This is a genomic window from Pseudomaricurvus sp. HS19 (genome assembly GCF_009857815.1).
Classification (GTDB): Bacteria; Pseudomonadota; Gammaproteobacteria; order Pseudomonadales; family Cellvibrionaceae; genus Pseudomaricurvus.
On record NZ_WVVW01000002.1, the window covers coordinates 535,161 to 553,801 of the forward strand.

The window sequence follows — 18,641 nt, forward strand, 5'->3', positions numbered from 1 at the left end:
CCTATGATACACCTGATGGCTGCACTGTGTATGACACCTGTAGCGGCATCAGCGCTGCCGGCCCACACCGGCTGTGATAGAGTTGCGCGGCAACCGCGAGCATGATTTATGAGGAGAGAGTCATGAGCACCGCCCTGGCCCCGTTCAACGGCATCAGCCCCACCATCGACGCTACCACCTGGGTGGATCCCTGCGCCCGCCTGATCGGCGACATTCACATCGGCGCCGACAGCTCGGTATGGCCTTTTGTCGCCGCTCGCGGCGACGTTAACAGCATGCGTATTGGTGAGCGCACCAGTATCCAGGACGGCACCGTGCTGCACGTCACCCACAAGAGCGAGCGCAACCCGGCCGGTTGGCCACTGGTTATCGGCGATGATGTCACCATCGGTCACAGCGCGACGCTGCACGGCTGTACCATCGGCGACCGGGTACTGGTGGGCATGGGTGCGATTGTGCTGGATGGCGCTGTGGTGGAGGACGACGTGGTGATCGGTGCCGGCAGTCTGGTACCACCGGGCAAACGGCTGGAGAGTGGTTTTCTTTATATGGGCTCGCCCTGCAAACAGGCGCGTCCACTGACCCAGGCGGAGAAGGACTACTTCACCTACTCCTCCAACAATTACGTCAAGCTGAAAAACCAGTATATGGCGGAGCAGTCGTAGGCTCGCCGAACCCGGGATACTTTTCGACCGGGAGGCGGCTGGACAGCAGTAGCAGCGAGAATTCTCCCTGCTTCTGACAGGGCGGATTCTCCGGCGGCTGCCAGGCAACCAGGGATTGCTAGAGTTGCGGTCTTGCGCCCGCCGCACTGATCCCGACCCGGCGAGTGAGCAGCATCACAACCCTGTGCCACGCCCTCAAGCTGGCGTCAGAACAGGAAGACGACGTTACTGGAAATAACGCGTAATGGCGCTCTGTACCCAATTGCGGTGGCGCTCACCCTCGCCGTGCAGGATGCGCTCCTTTACCACCGCAGAGTAACTGCGATCATCGGTCATGATGTGCTTCAGCAACCACTGCTGCAGCATATCCGCCAGCTCTTCTGCCACTGCTTCGCCATGATCAAAGCGCTGCTTGAGTTTGTTGATCAGGTGGCAGAAGTCCTTGTGGGTCAACTTGTGCTCCGTCAACTCGTCGTACTCGGCCTCTTCCATTAACGCTTCTTCAAATTCGAAGTGGGAGTAGGTGTAGTCGATCAGATTGTTGAGCACATCCTGGAGGATCTCGTGACTGTTGCCCTCGGCCCGTGCGTCGTAGACCTGGTTGATATAGTCGAGGATCCTCTGATGCTGGCGATCGATAACATCGATGCCGATTGCATAGCCCGGAGACCAAATCAATTTAGCCATGTTCCGCTCCTACCCGTTGTTGTTCATTATCTTGTTGTACACGGGAACTCAGCCAAACAGTCGCGTCATCCAGCCACCTTTGCGAGCCTTGGCACGCTTGGTAGCCTCATTCATATTGGCGCGTACCGCACCACTGTAATCGCGGTCATCGTGTTTGATGTGGTTTACCAGCCACGATTTCAGGGTGTGCATGAGCTCCTCGGTCACATCTTCGCCGGCCTTGGCACGGTCATGGTAACCGCTGACCCGACGCGTAAAGAGTGCGTGAACTTTTTTATGTGCCTTGCAGAAAGGATACCCGGCTTCTTCCATGAGCGTCTCTTCGAATGCGAAGTGAGACAGGGTGTAATCCACCAGCTCGTCCAATACTTCCAGCAACTCATTCTGACTGTGATGCTGATGGGAGTGTTCAGCCTTGTTGATGTACTCAACAATGCGCTCGTGCTGGCTGTCAATTACTGAGATGCCGATTTCCAGTTCCGGTCCCCAACGTAATGTCATGGTGTGTGCCTCTTTAATACCTGCCTTTTTGTGGCCAGTATACGAGCGAGATCACAACCTACATTGGATATAGATCAAATAGGAAAGGATTAATCATGTGACAAATGAGCGCTGCCGCATGCCTCAGGCGGAGGCCAGTGCGGCGCGCAGCGCATTGATGACCGGTGTAATTTCCGGCTTGATTCCGCGCCAGAGCGCGAAGGATTCTGCAGCCTGGCCCACCAGCATGCCAAGGCCATCGGCAACACCGGTGGCTCCCCGCTCCTGTGCCCAGCGTAAAAACACCGTGGGTTCCGCGCCGTACATCATGTCGTAACAACAGGCGTTACTGGCGAGCAAGGTGTCCGGCAGAGGCGGCAGGTCGCCACTGAGGCTGGCGGAGGTGCCGTTGATCACCACATCAAATTGTTGACCGTCGAGATCGGCAAAACTGCAGGCGCTGATGTCACCGTAGGCGGCAAACTCCCGAGCCAGGGTTTCGGCGCGACTGAGGGTACGGTTGGCCACCACCAGTTGTAACGGCCGCTGCTCCAGCAGTGGTTGCAGCACACCGCGCACAGCGCCGCCGGCACCCAGCAACAACACGCGTTTGTTGTGCAGGGTCCAGCCGAGACGTTCCACAATATCGCTGACCATACCCTGGCCATCGGTGTTGTCCCCCAGCAACTCACCGCCCGGCAGTTGCATCAGGGTATTCACTGCGCCAGCATTGCGGGCCCGCTCCGTCAGCTGGTCTGCCAGTTCAAAGGCTTCCAGCTTGAACGGTACGGTGATGTTCAGCCCCTTGCCACCGTCAGCAAAAAATTGCTGCACCGCCGCGGTAAAACCATCCTGTTCCACCAGCTGCTTATCGTAGTTGAGGGCTTCGCCGGTCTGCCCGGCGAAGCGACGGTGAATCTCCGGCGATTTCGATTGGGCGATGGGATTGCCAAATACGCGGTACTGGTCCATCGCTTACACCCACTCCTGTGGTTGCAGATAAACGTCATAGAGCTCCGCCTCAGGCGTGCCCGCCTCGGGATGCCAGTTGTACTCCCAGCGCACCAGCGGCGGCAGCGACATCAGGATCGATTCGGTACGACCACCGGTCTGCAGGCCAAACAACGTGCCCCGATCAAACACCAGATTGAATTCCACGTAGCGACCGCGACGATAGAGCTGGAAATCGCGCTCCCGCTCACCCCATTCCATGCCCTTGCGACGCTCGACAATCGGGCAGTAAGCCTTGGTGTAGCTGTCGCCCACGGCGCGTATAAAGGCGAAGCTCTGCTCGAAACCCAGCTCATTGAAGTCATCAAAAAAGAGACCGCCCACACCGCGGGGTTCATCCCGGTGCTTGAGATAGAAATAGTCATCACACCACTTTTTAAAGCGCGGGTAGATATCCTCGCCAAACGGTTCACAGGCGGCCTGGGCGGTGCGATGCCACTGCCGGCAATCCTCCATGTTGCCGTAGTAAGGTGTCAGGTCGTAACCACCGCCAAACCACCATACCGGTTCCTCACCCTCTTTTTCGGCGATGAAGAAACGCACGTTGGCGTGGCTGGTGGGCACATAGGGATTCTTTGGGTGAATCACCAGCGACACGCCCATGGCCTCAAACGAGCGCCCTGCCAGTTCCGGACGGTGCGCGGTGGCGGAAGCGGGCATCTGAGTGCCGAACACATGGGAGAAGTTCACCCCGCCCTTTTCGATCACGGCGCCGTCGGTGAGCACCCGCGAGCGACCGCCGCCACCGGCTTCCCGCTCCCAGCTCTCCTCCTGAAAGCGGCCACTGCCATCGGCAGCCTCCAGGTCGGCACAGATGCGATCCTGCAGCTGCAGCAGGTACGCTTTAACGGCGTGCTTGTCGGGTTGGCTCATAGCGGTATTTCCTGTGTCTGGGTACTCAATACCGGGCGGGATCACAGCCCGGCAGGATAATCCTGTAGCGGCGATCAGCTGGCGCGAACGATCTGGCCGGTGACCAGGTCGCGGATCTGGGTGGGCTTGGCCTGACGGCCAACCGCGCCCGGGGTAACGGCATCGAGGCTGTCTTTAAAGTAGCGGTGCACCTGCCACTGCTGCAAGGCGGGCTGGCGGCCCTGGGGGTTGGCAGAGGTGGAGACGATGGGACCACCAAAGGCCCGGCACAAACCTGCCACCAGCGGATGGGCGGATACCCGCAGGGCGACGCTCTGGTACTGCCCCTTGATCCACTCCGGCACCAGGTTTTCCGGATCCGGCACCAGCCAGGTGTTGGGGCCGGGCCAGCTGGCACTCAGGGTCTGCCGCTGCTCGTCGGTCAGCGGCTCGAGAATATCGGCAAACTGGCTGATATCCGCCGCCACCAGGATGAGGCCTTTTTCGTAGTCGCGCTTCTTCAGCGCCAGCAGCCGGTAGACCGCCTGCTCATCGAAAGGGGCGCAGCCCAGGCCCCACACGGCTTCGGTGGGATAGGCGATAACAGCGCCGCTCCAGAGCAGATCGGCGGCGCGTTGAATACGGGGATGGCGGGACCAGTCCATGCGGTAACTCATGCAGTATCAAGATGGGTGTGGACTGCGCAGGGCAGTAAAGCGAGGCAAATTACCCCAAGCCTTCCGGCAGCACAAGTCGCAGCCCCCGCGGCCCTCAGCCATCCACCGGGGAGACACCAGGTGCACGGCAGGCGCTGCCCGCTTCCTGCAGCACCAGGCCGCGAATCTCCAGCGCCATCAATATGCCCAGCAGCTCCGCCACCGGTAACCCCAGCGCCGGCGCCAGCTCGTCCAGGCTCAGCGGCTCCTCATCCAGCAATTGCCAGACTTGCAATTCATTGCCGCTGAGGCCGTGGTCACTCGCCGCCTCTGCGGCAGGCGCCTTTTCCCGGGTCGCTAACGGCACCCAGCCCTGCAGCCCGGCCGCAATATCCATGGCAGTCTCCACCAGTGTAGCGCCATCGCGGAGTAGCGCGTGGCAGCCACGGCTCAGTGGATTGTGAATGGAGCCGGGTATGGCAAACACCTCCCGGTTCTGCTCCAGCGCCAGCCGTGCCGTGATCAGGGAACCGCTCTGCAACGCGGCTTCAACCACCAGCACTCCCAGGCTGAGACCGCTCACCACCCGGTTGCGGCGGGGGAAGTTAGCGGCATGTGGCCCAGTGCCGGGAGCAAATTCGCTTACCAGCAGCCCACCCGCAGCAACAATCTCTTCTGCCAATTGACGGTTACTGCGCGGGTATATGCAATCGATCCCGGTGCCCAGCACCGCCACGGTGGCACCGCTGGCCGCCAGCGCACCGCGGTGGGCGGCGGCATCGATACCCAACGCCAGGCCACTGGTGATGGTAATACCAGCCGCGGCCAGATAGCGGGCGAACTCCTGGCTGTTGTGCAAGCCGCCGCGGGTGGCGCGGCGACTGCCGACAAACGCCACCTGGGGTGATTCCAGCAGGGCCGCATTGCCCAGCAGGTAGAGCAGTGGCGGTGGCTGGCTGATCTGTCGCAGCAGCTCCGGGTAACCGGGGTCGGTGTGCAACAGCCACCCATACCCCTGCTGCTGCAAGCCAAGGTGAGTGTTGCGGCACGCCTGCCAGAGCGGACCGCCCTCGCCCTCGGCGTACAGACGCCGCAGCGGCTCGCGGGCCGCCGCAGGCAGCAGGGGTAACCAACAGGAGGGGGGCTGCTGCCAGAAGCTGGCCATATCCACACCGGCGTCATACAGGCGCCAGTAACTGGCCGGCCCGAACCCGGGCAGGGATAGCAACAGGGGAATGGTGTAATGGGCTGGCGACAGGCCAGCACAGGAATCCGTATCCATGGAGTGCTCCGGCATCATCCGTGATGCCGGCTCCCGCCAACCGGCGGGAGCCATCTAGAGAGTGAGAGTAATCAGGGCTTGCGCAGCAGGTCCTTGACCGCCAGCGGGCGGGACGCTTCCAGCACCAGGGCAAAACTCATCTTGTCGAAGGTGCGGAACACCATCAGCAGGCCGGCGCGCTCGTCCGGCAGTTTCACCAGGTCACCGGTAACACGGTCGCGAATGGTTCCGCCGGCCTTGTAGATGGCAAACACATTGCCCACCTTGAGGTTTTCACGCTCGCCGCGGTTGATGGCAACCACATCCATCATGCCCACCTGGGTCAGGCCACCCTCTACCGCCATAATCATGCCGCTGACATCGTCCTCAGTGACCGATGGGAAGAAGGTAGAGTCCACTGCGCGCTCCTCAAGGGGCAGCAGGCGGTCGGTAATGCGGATCTCTTCGGTGGTGCGGGTCACGTCGAAGGTGCCCACCTGGTCTTCCAGCGCCACGCGCTTGACGGTGCCGATATCCAGCGCCTGCAGGCCCAGCAGCTCGTTGGTTTCCGGGTCGACAAACTTCTGTCCGGCGCGGTAGACACCGAAGACCTTGTCTGTCTTCTCAAAATCGCCGCGGGCATAGAGCTGGTCACCGGCGCCCACCACCAGGTGGTTTTCGGTACCGGTCAGCACATAGGGGGCCGCTTCCAGCTCACCCGGCTCGACTACCCGGCTGCGGGAGAGGAACTGGTTGATCTTGTCCAGCGGAATACCGGGAATCGCCTCCGCCATGGGCTGGATACGAATGGTGGGTTCCAGCTTCATTTTATAAGCGCGCTGGCCCCGCTCCAGGGTCAGGCGTGGCTCACCCTCCAGGTAGATCAGCTTGATAATGTCACCGGGGTAGATCAGGTGAGGGTTTTCAACCTGGGGATTCACATACCAGATTTCCGGCCACAGCCAGGGATTCTGCAGGAAGGTTTCCGAGATGTCCCAAAGGGTATCACCCTTGACGACGGTGTGACTGTTGGGGTGACCGTCCCGGAGCTGGACCTCGTCGGCGACAGCGAAGAGGCTCAGGCACAGGGCCAAAAGGCCAACTACTGTTTTTTTCATAGAAACCGATCCTGTTTGTTCGGCCACTGTGCTGTTAAACGTTATACTAGCCAAGTGGTTCCGTTTGCTGGTTCCGTTTGCTGAAGAATAGGCAGGGAAGTAATCTGCCGGAATGGCAAACTGCAGCTCTGCGTCAGGCCGGAGTCGAAGGCTGCGGGAGCAGCTGTTGTCGGCTCAAACCACTTTACCGCCTGTCCTCTGATGTTACAAATGTCCGATTGACAGGCACAAATGCTGTATGATTCATAATGTTAGCAGCGACAGTTAGCTCTTTACTAGAAGTTTGTCACAAAGGCTCTATGGCGATACTCAAGATTCTCGAATTCCCGGATCCCCGTCTGCGCACACTGGCCGAGCCGGTCACAGAAGTGGACGACAGCATCCGCACCCTCATCGACGACATGTTTGAAACCATGTACGACGCCCCGGGTATTGGCCTGGCCGCCACGCAGGTGAATGTGCACAAGCAGATTGTGGTGATGGACATCAGCGAGGACAGCAGCGATCCGCTGGTGTTTATCAACCCGCAGATCACCGTTCTGGCTGACGATACCCTGCCCTACGACGAGGGTTGCCTGTCGGTGCCCGGTTTCTACGAAACCGTCGACCGCCCGGCCAGCATTCGCGTCGAAGCCCTTGATCGTAACGGTGAGGCCTTTACCCTGGAACCGGACGGCCTGCTGGCCGTCTGTATCCAGCACGAGCTCGACCACCTCAACGGCAAGTTGTTTGTCGACTATATTTCCCCGGTAAAGCGCGAGCGCATCCGCAAGAAGCTGGAAAAGAGCCAGCGCCAGCGCGCCTGATCGTGATGGCGGCCACGACACACAGTCGCCGCCAGCCCTCCCGGCCCACACCAAACCTACGGACAGTTCCATGCGTCTTATCTTTGCCGGCACCCCCGAATTCGCCGCTCATCACCTGCAGGTCCTGATCGACAGCGACCACGAGATTGTTGCCGTCTATACCCAGCCGGATCGTCCCGCTGGTCGCGGCAAGAAGCTGCTGGCCAGCCCGGTGAAGCAGCTGGCGGAACAACACAACATCCCTGTGTTACAGCCGGTCAGTCTCAAGGCCGAGGCGGAACAACAGCAACTGCGGGAGCTGCAGGCTGATGTCATGGTGGTAGTGGCCTACGGCCTGCTGCTGCCCCAGCCGGTGCTGGATGCGCCCCGCTTTGGCTGTATCAATGTGCACGCCTCCCTGCTGCCCCGCTGGCGCGGTGCCGCTCCGATCCAGCGCGCCATCGCCGCCGGTGATCGGGAGACCGGCATCACCATTATGCAGATGGACATCGGTCTCGATACCGGCGACATGCTGGTAACCACCCACTGCGCCATCAGTGAGGACGACACCGGTGGCAGCCTGCACGACAAGCTGATGGCCCAGGGCGGCCCGCCGCTGCTGCAGGCACTGCAATATATAGAAGAAGGAACCCTGCAACCGCAGCAGCAGGACGACGCCCTGGCCTGCTACGCCGCCAAGCTCACCAAGGAAGAAGCAGAACTGGACTGGCAGCTGCCCGCAGCGGAACTCCACAACCGCATCCGCGCCTTCAACCCCTTCCCCGTGGCTCACTTCCCCCTGGGTGGCGAGCGGGTACGGGTCTGGAAGGCGCAACGACTGCCGGACACCAGCAACCAGCCAGCCGGCACAATTGTCCGTGCCGATGCCGACGGCATCGTAGTGGCCTGTGGCACAGGCTCCCTGCTGAGCCTGCAGGCGCTGCAACTGCCGGGCAAAAAGGCACTGCCGGTGCGGGATATCCTCAATGGTCATGGTGCGCTGTTCACACCGGGCACCAGCCTGACGAGTCACTGACGTGGCCACGGTGCCGGTCCGCGCACAAGCCGCCACGGTACTGGCGGCGGTACTGCAACAGCAGGCATCGCTGGCCAGCCTGCTGCCAGCGGTAAGCGATAAGGTAGCGCCGGAGCAGCGCCCGCTGCTGCAGGAACTCTGCTTCGGCGTCTGCCGCTGGGCACCACAGCTGCAACTGCTGCTCAACCGGCTGCTGCAAAAACCGCTGAAGCCGAAAGACAGTGATGTGCAGGCCCTGCTGCTGATCGGCCTCTATGCCCTCAAGCACATGCGCACTCCGGATCACGCCGCCATCAGTACCGCGGTGGAGGCCTGCCGCTCGCTGAAGAAACCCTGGGCCGAAAAACTGGTGAATGGGGTGCTGCGCAGCTACCAGCGTGACCAGCAATCTCTTGAAGAGTCGGTGGCCAACAGCCCGGCCAATCTTACCGCTCACCCCAACTGGCTGCGCAAACAGCTGCAGAACTTCTGGCCACAGCAGGCCGATCTGATCTTTGCCGCCAACAACGCCCATCCACCCATGACCCTGCGGCTGAACACCAGCCACCAAAGCCGTGACGACTACAGTGCGGCACTGCAACTGCCTCACCGGCTTACACCTTTCAGCCCCTTCGGCATTACCCTCGACAGTGCCTGCGACGTACACACCATCGCCGGTTTTGATGATGGTCAGGTGAGCGTACAGGACGAGGCCGCACAGCTGTCTGCCGGCCTGCTGGACCTGCAGGGTGGCGAGCGGGTACTGGACGCCTGCTGTGCTCCGGGCGGCAAGACCGGTCACATCCTTGAGACCAGCGAGCGTTTACCGCAACCCCTGAGCGAAGTGGTGGCCCTGGATCTGGAGGAGCGCCGGCTGCAACGGGTGCGCGACAACCTGCAGCGTCTGCGCAAACAAGCCACCCTCATCTGCTGCGACGCGCTGGCGACGGATCAGTGGTGGGACGGACAGTTGTTTGATCGTATCCTGCTGGACGCGCCCTGCTCTGCCACCGGCGTTATCCGCCGGCACCCGGATATCAAGTTACTGCGCAACGCCACAGATATTGCTAAGCTAGCGGCGCTGCAGCTGCAATTGCTGCAGGCACTGTGGCCCACACTGCGACCCGGTGGCCGCTTGGTTTACGCCACCTGTTCCGTGCTGCCCACTGAGAATAACGATGTCATCGCCGCGTTTGTCGCAGCAACCGATGACGCGAAGCACCTGCCCATTGAGGCAGGCTGGGGCATCGACCAGCCCTTTGGCCGCCAACTGCTGCCACAGGTGGGCGGTCACGACGGCTTTTACTACGCTTGTCTGGAGAAGCTTGTCAGCTGACGGGAGTTGCCGGATTGCAGCGCATGAATAAGCAGAAGGTCATACCAGGACCATGAAGATTATTATTTTGGGGGCAGGTCAGGTCGGCGGCACGCTGGCAGCCAACCTCGCCAGTGAAGCCAACGACATCACCATCGTCGATACCGATGAAGTGCGCCTGCGCGAACTGCGCGACCGCATGGACATCGGTGTGGTGGTGGGTGAAGCCTCCTACCCCAGCGTGCTGGTACAGGCCGGCATTGAAGACGCCGACATGCTGATCGCCGTGACCAACAACGACGAACTCAACATGATGGCCTGTCAGGTGGCCTATCGCCTGTTCCGCACCCCCACCAAGATTGCCCGCGTGCGCGCCAACCCCTACCTGGCGCGACCGGAACTGTTCGGCAACGACGCCATTCCCATCGACGTGATCATCAGCCCCGAGCGACTGGTGAGCGATTACATCTTCCGCCTTATCGAACACCCCGGTGCCCTGCAGGTACTGGACTTTGCCGAAGGCAAGATTCAGCTGGTGGCGGTGAGGGCCTATTACGGTGGGCCACTGGTAGGCCAGGAGCTGAGTTTCCTGCGCCAGCACATGCCGTCGGTGGATACCCGCGTGGCGGCCATTTATCGTCGCGACCGCGCCATCACCCCGGAAGGCACCACCGTTATCGAGGCCGATGACGAAGTGTTTTTCATCGCCGCCAAATCCGATATCCGCGCCGTGATGAGTGAGCTGCGGCGGCTGGAAACCCAGTACAAGCGCATCACCATCGCTGGCGGCGGTAATATTGGTTACCGCCTGGCACGCTCGCTGGAGTCACGCTACAGCGTCAAGTTGATCGAGTCCCGTGAAGGCCGCGCACGCTACCTGTCCGAGCACCTGCGCCGGGCCATCGTACTGCAGGGCAGCGCCTCCGACGGTGAGCTGTTGCTGGAGGAGAACATCGAAGATACCGATGTGTTCCTCGCCCTCACCAACGATGACGAGGCCAACATCATGTCATCCCTGCTGGCCAAGCGACTGGGCGCCCGCAAGGTGATGACACTGATCAACAACCCCGCCTACGTCGACCTGATTCAGGGTGGCGAAATTGATATCGCCATCTCACCGCAACAGACCACCATTGGCAGCCTGCTCACCCACGTGCGGCGCGGTGACATCGTCAACGTTCACTCCCTGCGCCGCGGCGCCGCCGAGGCCATCGAGGTGATCGCCCACGGCGATCAGCGCACCTCCAAGGTAGTGGGCAAGGCCATTGAGGATATCGACCTGCCGGCCGGGGCCACCATCGGTGCCATACTGCGGGAGACCGAAAAAGGCAGTCAGGTACTGATTGCCCACGACAACGTTGTGATTGAAAACGGCGACCACGTGATTCTGTTTCTGGTGAACAAAAAGCACATCAAGGACATCGAGAAGCTGTTCCAGGTGGGCTTTACCTTTTTCTGATCTGCATCGACTGCGAACCGATAACGACGCCGAGACCCGAATACGACTATGCATTTTTCCGTTATTTTTCGCGTATTGGGCATATTGCTGATGCTGTTCAGCCTGACCCTTTTTCCACCGATACTGGTATCGATGTGGTTCCAGGATCACAACCAGCTGGCCTTCTGGTGGGCGTTTATCATCACCTTTATCACCGGCCTGGTGATCTGGTTTCCGGTCCATCGCAGCAAACAGGACCTGCGTACCCGCGACGGCTTCCTCATCACCGCCCTCTTCTGGTCGGTGCTGGGGCTGTTCGGTTCACTGCCGTTTATGTTCAGTCCCGGGCTGGAACTGTCGTTTACCAACGCTGCCTTTGAATCCATCTCCGGCCTCACCACCACCGGCGCCACAGTAATCACCGGGCTCGATGCGCTGCCCAGGTCACTGCTCTACTACCGTCAGCAGCTGCAGTGGCTGGGTGGTATCGGGATCGTGGTAATCGCCGTGGCGATTCTGCCCATGCTCGGCATCGGTGGTATGCAGCTCTATCGCGCCGAAGCACCGGGGCCGGTGAAGGACAACAAACTCACGCCGCGCATTACCGAAACCGCGAAAGCGCTGTTCTTTATCTACGTGAGCTTCACCATCATCTGTGCCGTGGCCTATCGCCTGGCCGGCATGGACTGGTTTGATGCGATCGGCCACTCCTACTCCACCGTGGCCAACGGCGGCTTCTCCACCCACGATGACAGCATGCACTACTTCGACAGCCCGCTGATCCTGTTCATCTGCGCGGTGTTTATGATTATTGCCGGCGCCAACTTTGCCCTGCACTTCCTGGTGTGGCGGGAGAAGAGCCTGCGCCACTACTTTGCCGATGCCGAATTCCTGTTCTATTTTGGCTGGGTCATTGCCATCACCCTGATCACCACAGTCACACTGACGCTCACCGGAACCTACAGCGCCGGCACCAGTGCCATCATGGCCTTCTACAACCTGGCCTCCACCATGGGTACCGCCGGTTTTGCCTCCGACTTCAATGAGTGGCCGGTATTCCTGCCCTACATGCTGTTTCTGACGGCGTTTATCGGTGGCTGCGCCAGCTCTACCGGCGGCGGCATGAAGCAGATCCGCGTCCTGCTGCTCTACAAACAGGGGGTGCGGGAGATTCACCGGCTGATTCACCCCAGCGCCATCATGTCCATCAAGGTGGGCAAGGTGTCGGTTTCCGACCGGGTGATTGAATCCGTGTGGGGGTTCTTCGTGATGTACGTGGTGGCTTTCACCATCATGTTCCTGGTGTTGATCAGCACCGGCCTCGACCTGAAAACCTCCTTTTCAGCCGTGGGTGCTGCCATCACCAACCTCGGCCCGGGCATGGGCGACGTGGCGTCACACTACGCCGAGCTCAGTGGCACCGCCAAATGGGTGCTCTGCTTTGCCATGCTGCTGGGACGACTGGAGGTGTTTACCCTGCTGGTGCTCTTCAGCCCCATGTTCTGGCGTCGCTGAGTGGGTTACTGCTTCTTGTAGGGATTGGACATGCCCTTGGGAAACTTGCGGTAGCGCTTGTACTCCCACTGGTACTGCTCCGGCACCAGCCGCACACAATTCTCCACGGTACGGTTGAGCGCCGCGAGCGCCTGTGCGCTGTCACCGCTGTAGATCTCATCGTCTGCCGGCTGGAAGTGGATTTCAAACCCACCCGGCACGCGCTGGGCGAAGCCTGCCATTATCCTGCAACCGGACCGCTGCTGCAGGTTGTGCACCAGTGTCATGGTCAGGGCCGGACGGCCAAAGAAAGGGGCAAAGTCACCGCCGCTGGGGGCCGGAACCTGATCCGGCAGGATGCCGCTCACACCGCCACTGCGCAGGGCCTTGATCAATGCCGCCACGCCACGGTTATTGGTGGGCACCAGTGTGGCACCATTCTTCTCCCGGGCATCACGGATAACGGCTTCAAACGAAGGCATGTTGGGAGGCTGGTACAGGCTGGTCACGTGAACCCGCGTTTCCACATAGAGACCAAGCACCTCCCAGTTGCCCAGGTGGGGAGCGAGGATGATCAGGCCCTGGCCTGACGCCAGTGCCTCATCCAGCAGGTGCTCGTTATAGACCCCCTTGATACGCGACTCCGTCCAGGAGAGATCCCGCAGCCACACGGCACCGGTCTCCAGCGCCAGTTTGCCGGTCTCCATCATGCTGACCCGCGCCAGGCGCCGGCGCTCCGCATTACCCAGTTCCGGGAAGCTGATCTGCAGGTTTTGCAGGGTGACCCGGTACTGCTCGGTGCGCAGCAGGAAGGCCGTCAACCCGAACAGGGCACCAAGGCCACGGCTGACCGGCAGCGGCAGCATGGCGCTGAGCCGCAGCATGGCCAGGGCAAACTTTTCCTTAAACGGGACGGGAACTTGGGTATCGGTCATGGATGTGGGCTTTCTCCGAATGGCAGCGAAGCTTAACCAATGGTCTGTGGAGCAACAACTCCTGACGCCGGCGCTAAACAGAATTATGGTCCCAAACGCCCCATTGGCGGGGTTTTTCGACCCATTCCTTGGTCGGCAAGGGCCCCAGAGGCTATAATCCCGCCCTTGTTTTTTCACCCATTGAAGACGCCATACCAAGGCCGGAGGGACAGACAGCCGTGTCTGAGACCAACAAACCCGATGTCAGCACCTTTCAGGGGCTGATCCTCGCTCTGCAACAATACTGGGCTCGTCAGGGCTGTGTCGTACTGCAACCACTGGATATGGAAGTGGGCGCCGGCACCTTCCACCCCGCCACCTTCCTGCGTGCCGTGGGCCCGGAGACCTGGAACGCCGCCTATGTGCAGCCTTCCCGCCGCCCCACCGATGGCCGCTACGGTGAAAACCCCAACCGCCTGCAGCACTACTACCAGTTCCAGGTGGTGATGAAGCCGTCGCCTTCCAACATCCAGGAGCTCTACCTGGATTCCCTGCGCGAGCTGGGCGTGGATCCCCTGATCCACGACATCCGCTTTGTGGAAGACAACTGGGAATCCCCCACCCTGGGGGCCTGGGGCCTGGGCTGGGAAGTATGGCTCAACGGTATGGAAGTCACCCAGTTCACCTACTTCCAGCAAGTGGGCGGTATTGAGTGCTTCCCGGTCACCGGTGAGATCACCTACGGTATCGAGCGTATCGCCATGTACCTGCAGGGCGTGGATTCCATCTACGACCTGGTGTGGACCATTGGCCCGGATGGCAGCAAGGTCACCTATGGCGATGTGTTCCACCAAAACGAAGTGGAGATGTCCCACTACAACTTCGAAGAGGCCAATGTGGAGTTCCTGTTCCAGACCTTCGACGTCTGCGAGCGCGAAAGCCAGCGCCTGATCGAAAAGAACCTGCCACTGCCCGCCTACGAAATGGTGATGAAGGCCTCCCACGCCTTTAACCTGCTGGACGCCCGCCACGCCATTTCCGTCACCGAGCGCCAGCGCTACATCCTGCGCGTGCGCACCCTGGCCCGCGCCGTGGCCCAGGCCTACTTCGACGCGCGCCTGAAGCTGGGCTTCCCGCTGGCGGAAGAGAGCGCTAAACAACAGGTTCTGCAGCAGGTTGCTGAAGCCGGTAAAGAGAGCAACAACGAAGGAGATGCACAGTAATGGCTAAGGATTTTCTGGTCGAGCTGGGCACTGAAGAGCTGCCACCAAAAGCGCTCAAGAATCTGATGCAGGCGTTTACCGCCGGTGTCGAGGCTGGCCTCAAGGGTGAGTCTCTCAATTTTGACAGCATTAAAGGCTACGCCAGCCCCCGTCGCCTGGCTGTAGTTGTGCGCGCACTGGATGAACAGACCCCGCTGCAGGAAGCGGTGGTGTGGGGCCCACCCGCCAAGATCGCCTTTGATGCCGAAGGCAAACCCTCCAAAGCGGCCGAAGCCTTCGCCAGCAAGAACGGTATCAGCGTCGCTGAGCTGAAAACCGAAAACGATGGCAAGGCCGACAAGCTGGTGTTCCGTTCCACCGTCGGTGGCGCAGCCACCAGCACCCTGTTGCCAGGTATTGTCAGCGGCTCCCTCGACAAGCTGCCCATTCCCAAGCGCATGCGCTGGGGTGCCAGCCGCACCGAGTTCGTGCGCCCTGTACACTGGCTGGTGATGCTGCTGGGTGACGAGATTGTCGACGGCGAAATCCTCGGCCTGCACGCCTCCTGCGCCACCCGCGGCCACCGTTTCCACTACGACCAGGTGCTGGAGATCCAGAACGCCGACGACTACCTGCAGAAGCTGCCGGAAATCGCCAAAGTGGTGGTGGACTTCGATACCCGCCAGGCACAGATCCGCGAGCAAGTGACCGCCGAAGCCCAGAAAGTGGGCGGCGTTGCCGTGATCGATGACGACCTGCTGGACGAAGTGACCGCGCTGGTGGAGTGGCCTGTGGCGCTCACCGGCCGCTTCGAAGAGCGTTTCCTGGCCGTGCCGCAGGAAGCCCTGATCTCCTCCATGAAGGAGCACCAGAAGTATTTCCACGTGGTGGACGCCAGCGGCAAGCTGATGCCCTACTTCATCACCGTCTCCAACATTGTCAGCCAGGACCCGGCGCAGGTGATCGACGGTAACGAGCGGGTGATCCGCCCGCGCCTGTCCGATGCCGCCTTCTTCTTCGAGACCGACAAGAAAACCTCGCTGGCGGATTTCCGCGAGCGCCTGAAACCCATCGTCTTCCAGGCGCAGCTGGGTTCCATCTTCGACAAGACCGAACGCGTTGCCGCGCTGGCGGCCTACATTGCCGACCAGATTGGCGCCGACAGCGGCAAGGCGCAGCAGGCCGCACAGCTGTGCAAGTCCGACCTGGTCTCCGACATGGTGGGCGAGTTCGATGACATGCAGGGTCTGGCGGGTTACTACTACGCCCTTAACGAAGGCATCGACGCCGAAGTGGCGGCGGCGCTGAAAGAGCACTACCAGCCGAAGTTTGCCGGCGATGAGCTGCCAGCCACCACCACCGGTACCATCGTGGCGCTGGCGGATCGCGTCGATACCCTGTCCGGTATTTTCGGTATCGGCCAGAAACCCACCGGCTCCAAGGATCCCTTCGCACTGCGTCGCGCCAGCGTGGGTGTACTGCGCCTGCTGGTGGAGAAACAGTTGCCACTGGACCTGAAAGCACTGCTGGCCAAGGCGGTTGAACTGCACGGCGACAACCTCAGTGCCGATGCGGACACCGTCAACACCGCCTTTGCCTACATGGTGGAGCGTTTCCGCGCCTGGTACGAAGAGGACAAAATTCCCGCCGAGGTGTTCCAGGCAGTGCAGGCCAAACAGTTGTCCCAGCCGCTGGATATCCACAGTCGCGTGCAGGCGGTAAACGCCTTCCGCCAGCTGCCGGAAGCCGAAGCGTTGGCGGCCGCCAACAAGCGTGTCTCCAACATCCTGGCCAAGGCCGATGAAGCCATCACTGATACCATCAACAACGACCTGCTGCAGGAGAGTGCCGAGCAACAACTGGCGCAGAAGCTGAAGGAGAAAGCGGCAGAAGTTGCCCCGCTGTTTGCGGGCAACGACTACACCGCCACCCTGGCGGCGTTGGCCAGCCTGCGCGAGCCGGTGGATGCCTTCTTTGATCAGGTGATGGTGATGGCGGACGACAGCGCCCTGCGCAACAACCGCCTGGCCCTGCTCAGCCAGCTGCGCAACCTGTTCCTGCAGGTGGCGGACATCTCGCTGCTGGCTGCCAGCAAAAACTGAGGTGAGCACCAACTGGTAATCACCTTGCCAGGGAGCAGCCGGCTGTACGCGGTTGCTCCCTGGCGCTGACTCTACGGGCTATAGATCACTACAACCAATAAACCACTACGGATAGTCCCTATGCTGCTGTTCCGCGCCCTGCTGTTCTACACGGTCTTCAATATCACCGCTGTTATTGTTGGTCTGGTGGGACTGCCTCTCAGCCTGCTGCCCTACCGCATCCGCGGCCAGTGGTTTATTACCTTTAATCGCGTGGTGATCTGGTCACTGCGCTGGATCTGTGGCGTAAAGATCCATATCCGCGGCATTGAACACCTGAAGCAGGATTCGCCCGTGGTGATCATGGCCAAACACCAGTCCACCTGGGAGACCATGTTCCTGCAGCTGGCCTGTCACCCCGTCTCCACCATCCTCAAGAAAGAGCTGCTGCGCGTGCCATTTTTTGGTTGGGGCCTGGCGGCACTGCGCCCCATTGCCATTGACCGCAGCAACCCCAAGGCCGCACTGAAGATGGTGAAGGAGATGGGCGAAAAGCGCCTCGCCCAGGGCAATAACCTGCTGATCTTTCCCGAAGGTACCCGCACACCGGTGGGACAAGCAGGTAACTACGCCCGCAGCGCCGCCGACATCGCCATCAGTGCCGGCGTCCCCATCCTGCCCATCGCCCACAACGGTGGCGTCCACTGGCCCATGCATGACATCCGCAAATATCCTGGCACCATCGAGATGGTCATCGGCGCCCCCATCAACCCGGAAGGCCGTAACAGCAAACAGCTGACCGAAGAGGTGAAGAACTGGATCGAGGGCGAGATCGCCAATATGCCGGTACGTTGATCGGTTCGCCCGACAACGTGCCCCAGCCAGCCGTCAGTAACGACCCTGTTGGCAAACCGCCCCGTTTGGGGCCACACTGATACTACTCCTTTTGCGGCTGGTGGCGGATTGCCATGTCCTCGCTGACTGAAATTGCCGGTGTCTCGCTCACCACCTTTTTCGCCACCATCGGGCCGCTGGATATTGCCGCCATGTTTGCGGCCCTCACCACCCACCAGACCCCGCGCGAGAAAAGGGTTATTGCCCTGCGCGGCGTGCTGATCGCCACCGTCATCCTGCTGATCTTCGCCCTCTCCGGCAAAGCCCTGCTGTCGACGCTGGGGATTTCACTGGCGGCCCTGCGCACCGCCGGCGGTATCCTGCTGTTGCTGATCGGTATCGAGATGGTGTTCGCCCGCAGCTCCGGTGTCCTCTCCACCACCCATGACGAAGAAGAGGAAGCCATCGGCAAACCGGATATCTCCGTCTTCCCGCTGGCGACTCCTCTTATTGCCGGTCCCGGCGCCATGGGTGCCGCCATTCTGCTGATGGCGGACCAGGCGGGCGATATCCGCGGCCAGGCGGTGGTGATTGCCTCGCTGCTGGCCATACTCCTGGCCACACTGGTATCCCTGCTGCTGGCCGGGCGCATCAATCAGTGGCTGGGGGTTACGGGTATGCACGTGATTACCCGGGTGATGGGCGTGCTGCTGGCGGCACTGGCGGTGCAGTTTGTGTTTGACGGGATTGCGCAGAGCGGGTTGCTATAGGTGCCCCCTCGTTTCATTACTTGTGATGCTTAGTTTTACAGTAACGAGCGAGAGACATGAAAT

The 18,641-nt window shown here is 60.8% G+C and carries 18 protein-coding genes; 10 read left to right on the forward strand and 8 right to left on the reverse strand.

From position 1 onward, the window contains the following. Positions 1–122 precede the first annotated feature (122 nt). The gene (locus GSF27_RS10220) at positions 123–665 is read left to right on the forward strand and encodes a gamma carbonic anhydrase family protein (RefSeq protein ID WP_160968568.1); all 543 of its coding nucleotides are present in this window, start codon (positions 123–125) and stop codon (positions 663–665) included. 225 nt (positions 666–890) lie between these two features. Here the strand turns inward: GSF27_RS10220 and GSF27_RS10225 are convergent, their stop codons facing one another. The 7 genes from GSF27_RS10225 to GSF27_RS10255 all read right to left on the reverse strand — a co-directional run bounded on the left by GSF27_RS10225 (position 891) and on the right by GSF27_RS10255 (position 6,730). Then, positions 891–1,352 carry a bacteriohemerythrin gene (locus tag GSF27_RS10225; protein WP_160968570.1) on the reverse strand — a complete coding sequence of 154 codons (462 nt, stop codon included), beginning with the start codon at positions 1,350–1,352 and terminating at the stop codon, positions 891–893. Between the two features lie 48 nt (positions 1,353–1,400). Continuing rightward, positions 1,401–1,853, reverse strand: a complete 453-nt coding sequence (locus GSF27_RS10230; protein WP_160968572.1) for a bacteriohemerythrin — start codon at positions 1,851–1,853, stop codon at positions 1,401–1,403. Between the two features lie 123 nt (positions 1,854–1,976). Continuing rightward, a complete protein-coding gene (gene aroE / locus GSF27_RS10235) occupies positions 1,977–2,804 on the reverse strand; it encodes a shikimate dehydrogenase (protein WP_160968573.1) in 828 nt (275 codons plus the stop codon). 3 nt (positions 2,805–2,807) lie between these two features. Next, complete coding sequence (gene hemF, locus GSF27_RS10240) at positions 2,808–3,716, reverse strand: oxygen-dependent coproporphyrinogen oxidase (RefSeq protein ID WP_160968575.1); 909 nt, start codon at positions 3,714–3,716, stop codon at positions 2,808–2,810. Between the two features lie 74 nt (positions 3,717–3,790). Continuing rightward, on the reverse strand, positions 3,791–4,360 hold the full coding sequence (locus GSF27_RS10245) for an L-threonylcarbamoyladenylate synthase (RefSeq protein ID WP_160968781.1): 570 nt from the start codon (positions 4,358–4,360) through the stop codon (positions 3,791–3,793). A gap of 106 nt (positions 4,361–4,466) precedes the next feature. After that, positions 4,467–5,633 carry a DNA-processing protein DprA gene (dprA, locus tag GSF27_RS10250; RefSeq protein WP_160968577.1) on the reverse strand — a complete coding sequence of 389 codons (1,167 nt, stop codon included), beginning with the start codon at positions 5,631–5,633 and terminating at the stop codon, positions 4,467–4,469. A gap of 71 nt (positions 5,634–5,704) precedes the next feature. Continuing rightward, positions 5,705–6,730, reverse strand: coding sequence for a LysM peptidoglycan-binding domain-containing protein (locus tag GSF27_RS10255; protein ID WP_160968579.1), 1,026 nt, complete (start codon positions 6,728–6,730; stop codon positions 5,705–5,707). A gap of 299 nt (positions 6,731–7,029) precedes the next feature. On the opposite strand from GSF27_RS10255, the gene def reads away from it, so the two are divergent. The 5 genes from def (at position 7,030) to GSF27_RS10280 (ending at position 12,798) form a co-directional block, all read left to right on the forward strand. Next, the gene (def, locus tag GSF27_RS10260; protein WP_237457475.1) at positions 7,030–7,536 is read left to right on the forward strand and encodes a peptide deformylase; all 507 of its coding nucleotides are present in this window, start codon (positions 7,030–7,032) and stop codon (positions 7,534–7,536) included. A gap of 70 nt (positions 7,537–7,606) precedes the next feature. Further along, complete coding sequence (gene fmt / locus GSF27_RS10265; protein WP_160968583.1) at positions 7,607–8,551, forward strand: methionyl-tRNA formyltransferase; 945 nt, start codon at positions 7,607–7,609, stop codon at positions 8,549–8,551. A gap of 10 nt (positions 8,552–8,561) precedes the next feature. Next, positions 8,562–9,866, forward strand: a complete 1,305-nt coding sequence (rsmB, locus tag GSF27_RS10270; RefSeq protein ID WP_160968783.1) for a 16S rRNA (cytosine(967)-C(5))-methyltransferase RsmB — start codon at positions 8,562–8,564, stop codon at positions 9,864–9,866. Between the two features lie 52 nt (positions 9,867–9,918). Next, a complete protein-coding gene (gene trkA, locus GSF27_RS10275; protein ID WP_160968585.1) occupies positions 9,919–11,304 on the forward strand; it encodes a Trk system potassium transporter TrkA in 1,386 nt (461 codons plus the stop codon). A 48-nt stretch (positions 11,305–11,352) separates the two neighbouring features. Beyond that, positions 11,353–12,798: a TrkH family potassium uptake protein gene (locus GSF27_RS10280; protein WP_160968587.1), complete on the forward strand. Its 1,446-nt coding sequence runs from the start codon at positions 11,353–11,355 to the stop codon at positions 12,796–12,798. Positions 12,799–12,803: 5 nt separating this feature from the next. Here the strand turns inward: GSF27_RS10280 and GSF27_RS10285 are convergent, their stop codons facing one another. Then, entirely contained in the window at positions 12,804–13,712 is a 909-nt protein-coding gene (locus GSF27_RS10285) for a lysophospholipid acyltransferase family protein (RefSeq protein ID WP_160968589.1), read from the reverse strand. A 218-nt stretch (positions 13,713–13,930) separates the two neighbouring features. Here GSF27_RS10285 and glyQ point away from each other — a divergent pair, with 218 nt between their 5' ends. From glyQ to GSF27_RS10305, 4 genes are all read left to right on the forward strand, one after another. Further along, entirely contained in the window at positions 13,931–14,914 is a 984-nt protein-coding gene (gene glyQ, locus GSF27_RS10290) for a glycine--tRNA ligase subunit alpha (RefSeq protein ID WP_160968591.1), read from the forward strand. Then, positions 14,914–16,995: a glycine--tRNA ligase subunit beta gene (glyS, locus tag GSF27_RS10295; RefSeq protein ID WP_160968593.1), complete on the forward strand. Its 2,082-nt coding sequence runs from the start codon at positions 14,914–14,916 to the stop codon at positions 16,993–16,995. The genes glyQ and glyS overlap by 1 nt, the downstream gene beginning before the upstream one ends. A 120-nt stretch (positions 16,996–17,115) precedes the next feature. Beyond that, positions 17,116–17,829: a 1-acyl-sn-glycerol-3-phosphate acyltransferase gene (locus GSF27_RS10300; RefSeq protein WP_160968595.1), complete on the forward strand. Its 714-nt coding sequence runs from the start codon at positions 17,116–17,118 to the stop codon at positions 17,827–17,829. A gap of 113 nt (positions 17,830–17,942) precedes the next feature. Further along, positions 17,943–18,578, forward strand: coding sequence for a MarC family protein (locus GSF27_RS10305; protein WP_202410377.1), 636 nt, complete (start codon positions 17,943–17,945; stop codon positions 18,576–18,578). The last annotated feature ends 63 nt before the right edge of the window (positions 18,579–18,641 follow it).

What these genes read in the sequence shown, in the direction of transcription:
- GSF27_RS10220 (WP_160968568.1), top strand. Translation starts at nt 123, where the DNA reads ATGAGCACCGCCCTGGCCCCGTTCAACGGCATCAGCCCCACCATCGAC.
- GSF27_RS10225 (WP_160968570.1), bottom strand. Translation starts at nt 1,352, where the DNA reads ATGGCTAAATTGATTTGGTCTCCGGGCTATGCAATCGGCATCGATGTT.
- GSF27_RS10230 (WP_160968572.1), bottom strand. Translation starts at nt 1,853, where the DNA reads ATGACATTACGTTGGGGACCGGAACTGGAAATCGGCATCTCAGTAATT.
- aroE (WP_160968573.1), bottom strand. Translation starts at nt 2,804, where the DNA reads ATGGACCAGTACCGCGTATTTGGCAATCCCATCGCCCAATCGAAATCG.
- hemF (WP_160968575.1), bottom strand. Translation starts at nt 3,716, where the DNA reads ATGAGCCAACCCGACAAGCACGCCGTTAAAGCGTACCTGCTGCAGCTG.
- GSF27_RS10245 (WP_160968781.1), bottom strand. Translation starts at nt 4,360, where the DNA reads ATGGACTGGTCCCGCCATCCCCGTATTCAACGCGCCGCCGATCTGCTC.
- dprA (WP_160968577.1), bottom strand. Translation starts at nt 5,633, where the DNA reads ATGGATACGGATTCCTGTGCTGGCCTGTCGCCAGCCCATTACACCATT.
- GSF27_RS10255 (WP_160968579.1), bottom strand. Translation starts at nt 6,730, where the DNA reads ATGAAAAAAACAGTAGTTGGCCTTTTGGCCCTGTGCCTGAGCCTCTTC.
- def (WP_237457475.1), top strand. Translation starts at nt 7,030, where the DNA reads ATGGCGATACTCAAGATTCTCGAATTCCCGGATCCCCGTCTGCGCACA.
- fmt (WP_160968583.1), top strand. Translation starts at nt 7,607, where the DNA reads ATGCGTCTTATCTTTGCCGGCACCCCCGAATTCGCCGCTCATCACCTG.
- trkA (WP_160968585.1), top strand. Translation starts at nt 9,919, where the DNA reads ATGAAGATTATTATTTTGGGGGCAGGTCAGGTCGGCGGCACGCTGGCA.
- GSF27_RS10280 (WP_160968587.1), top strand. Translation starts at nt 11,353, where the DNA reads ATGCATTTTTCCGTTATTTTTCGCGTATTGGGCATATTGCTGATGCTG.
- GSF27_RS10285 (WP_160968589.1), bottom strand. Translation starts at nt 13,712, where the DNA reads ATGACCGATACCCAAGTTCCCGTCCCGTTTAAGGAAAAGTTTGCCCTG.
- glyS (WP_160968593.1), top strand. Translation starts at nt 14,914, where the DNA reads ATGGCTAAGGATTTTCTGGTCGAGCTGGGCACTGAAGAGCTGCCACCA.
- GSF27_RS10300 (WP_160968595.1), top strand. Translation starts at nt 17,116, where the DNA reads ATGCTGCTGTTCCGCGCCCTGCTGTTCTACACGGTCTTCAATATCACC.
- GSF27_RS10305 (WP_202410377.1), top strand. Translation starts at nt 17,943, where the DNA reads ATGTCCTCGCTGACTGAAATTGCCGGTGTCTCGCTCACCACCTTTTTC.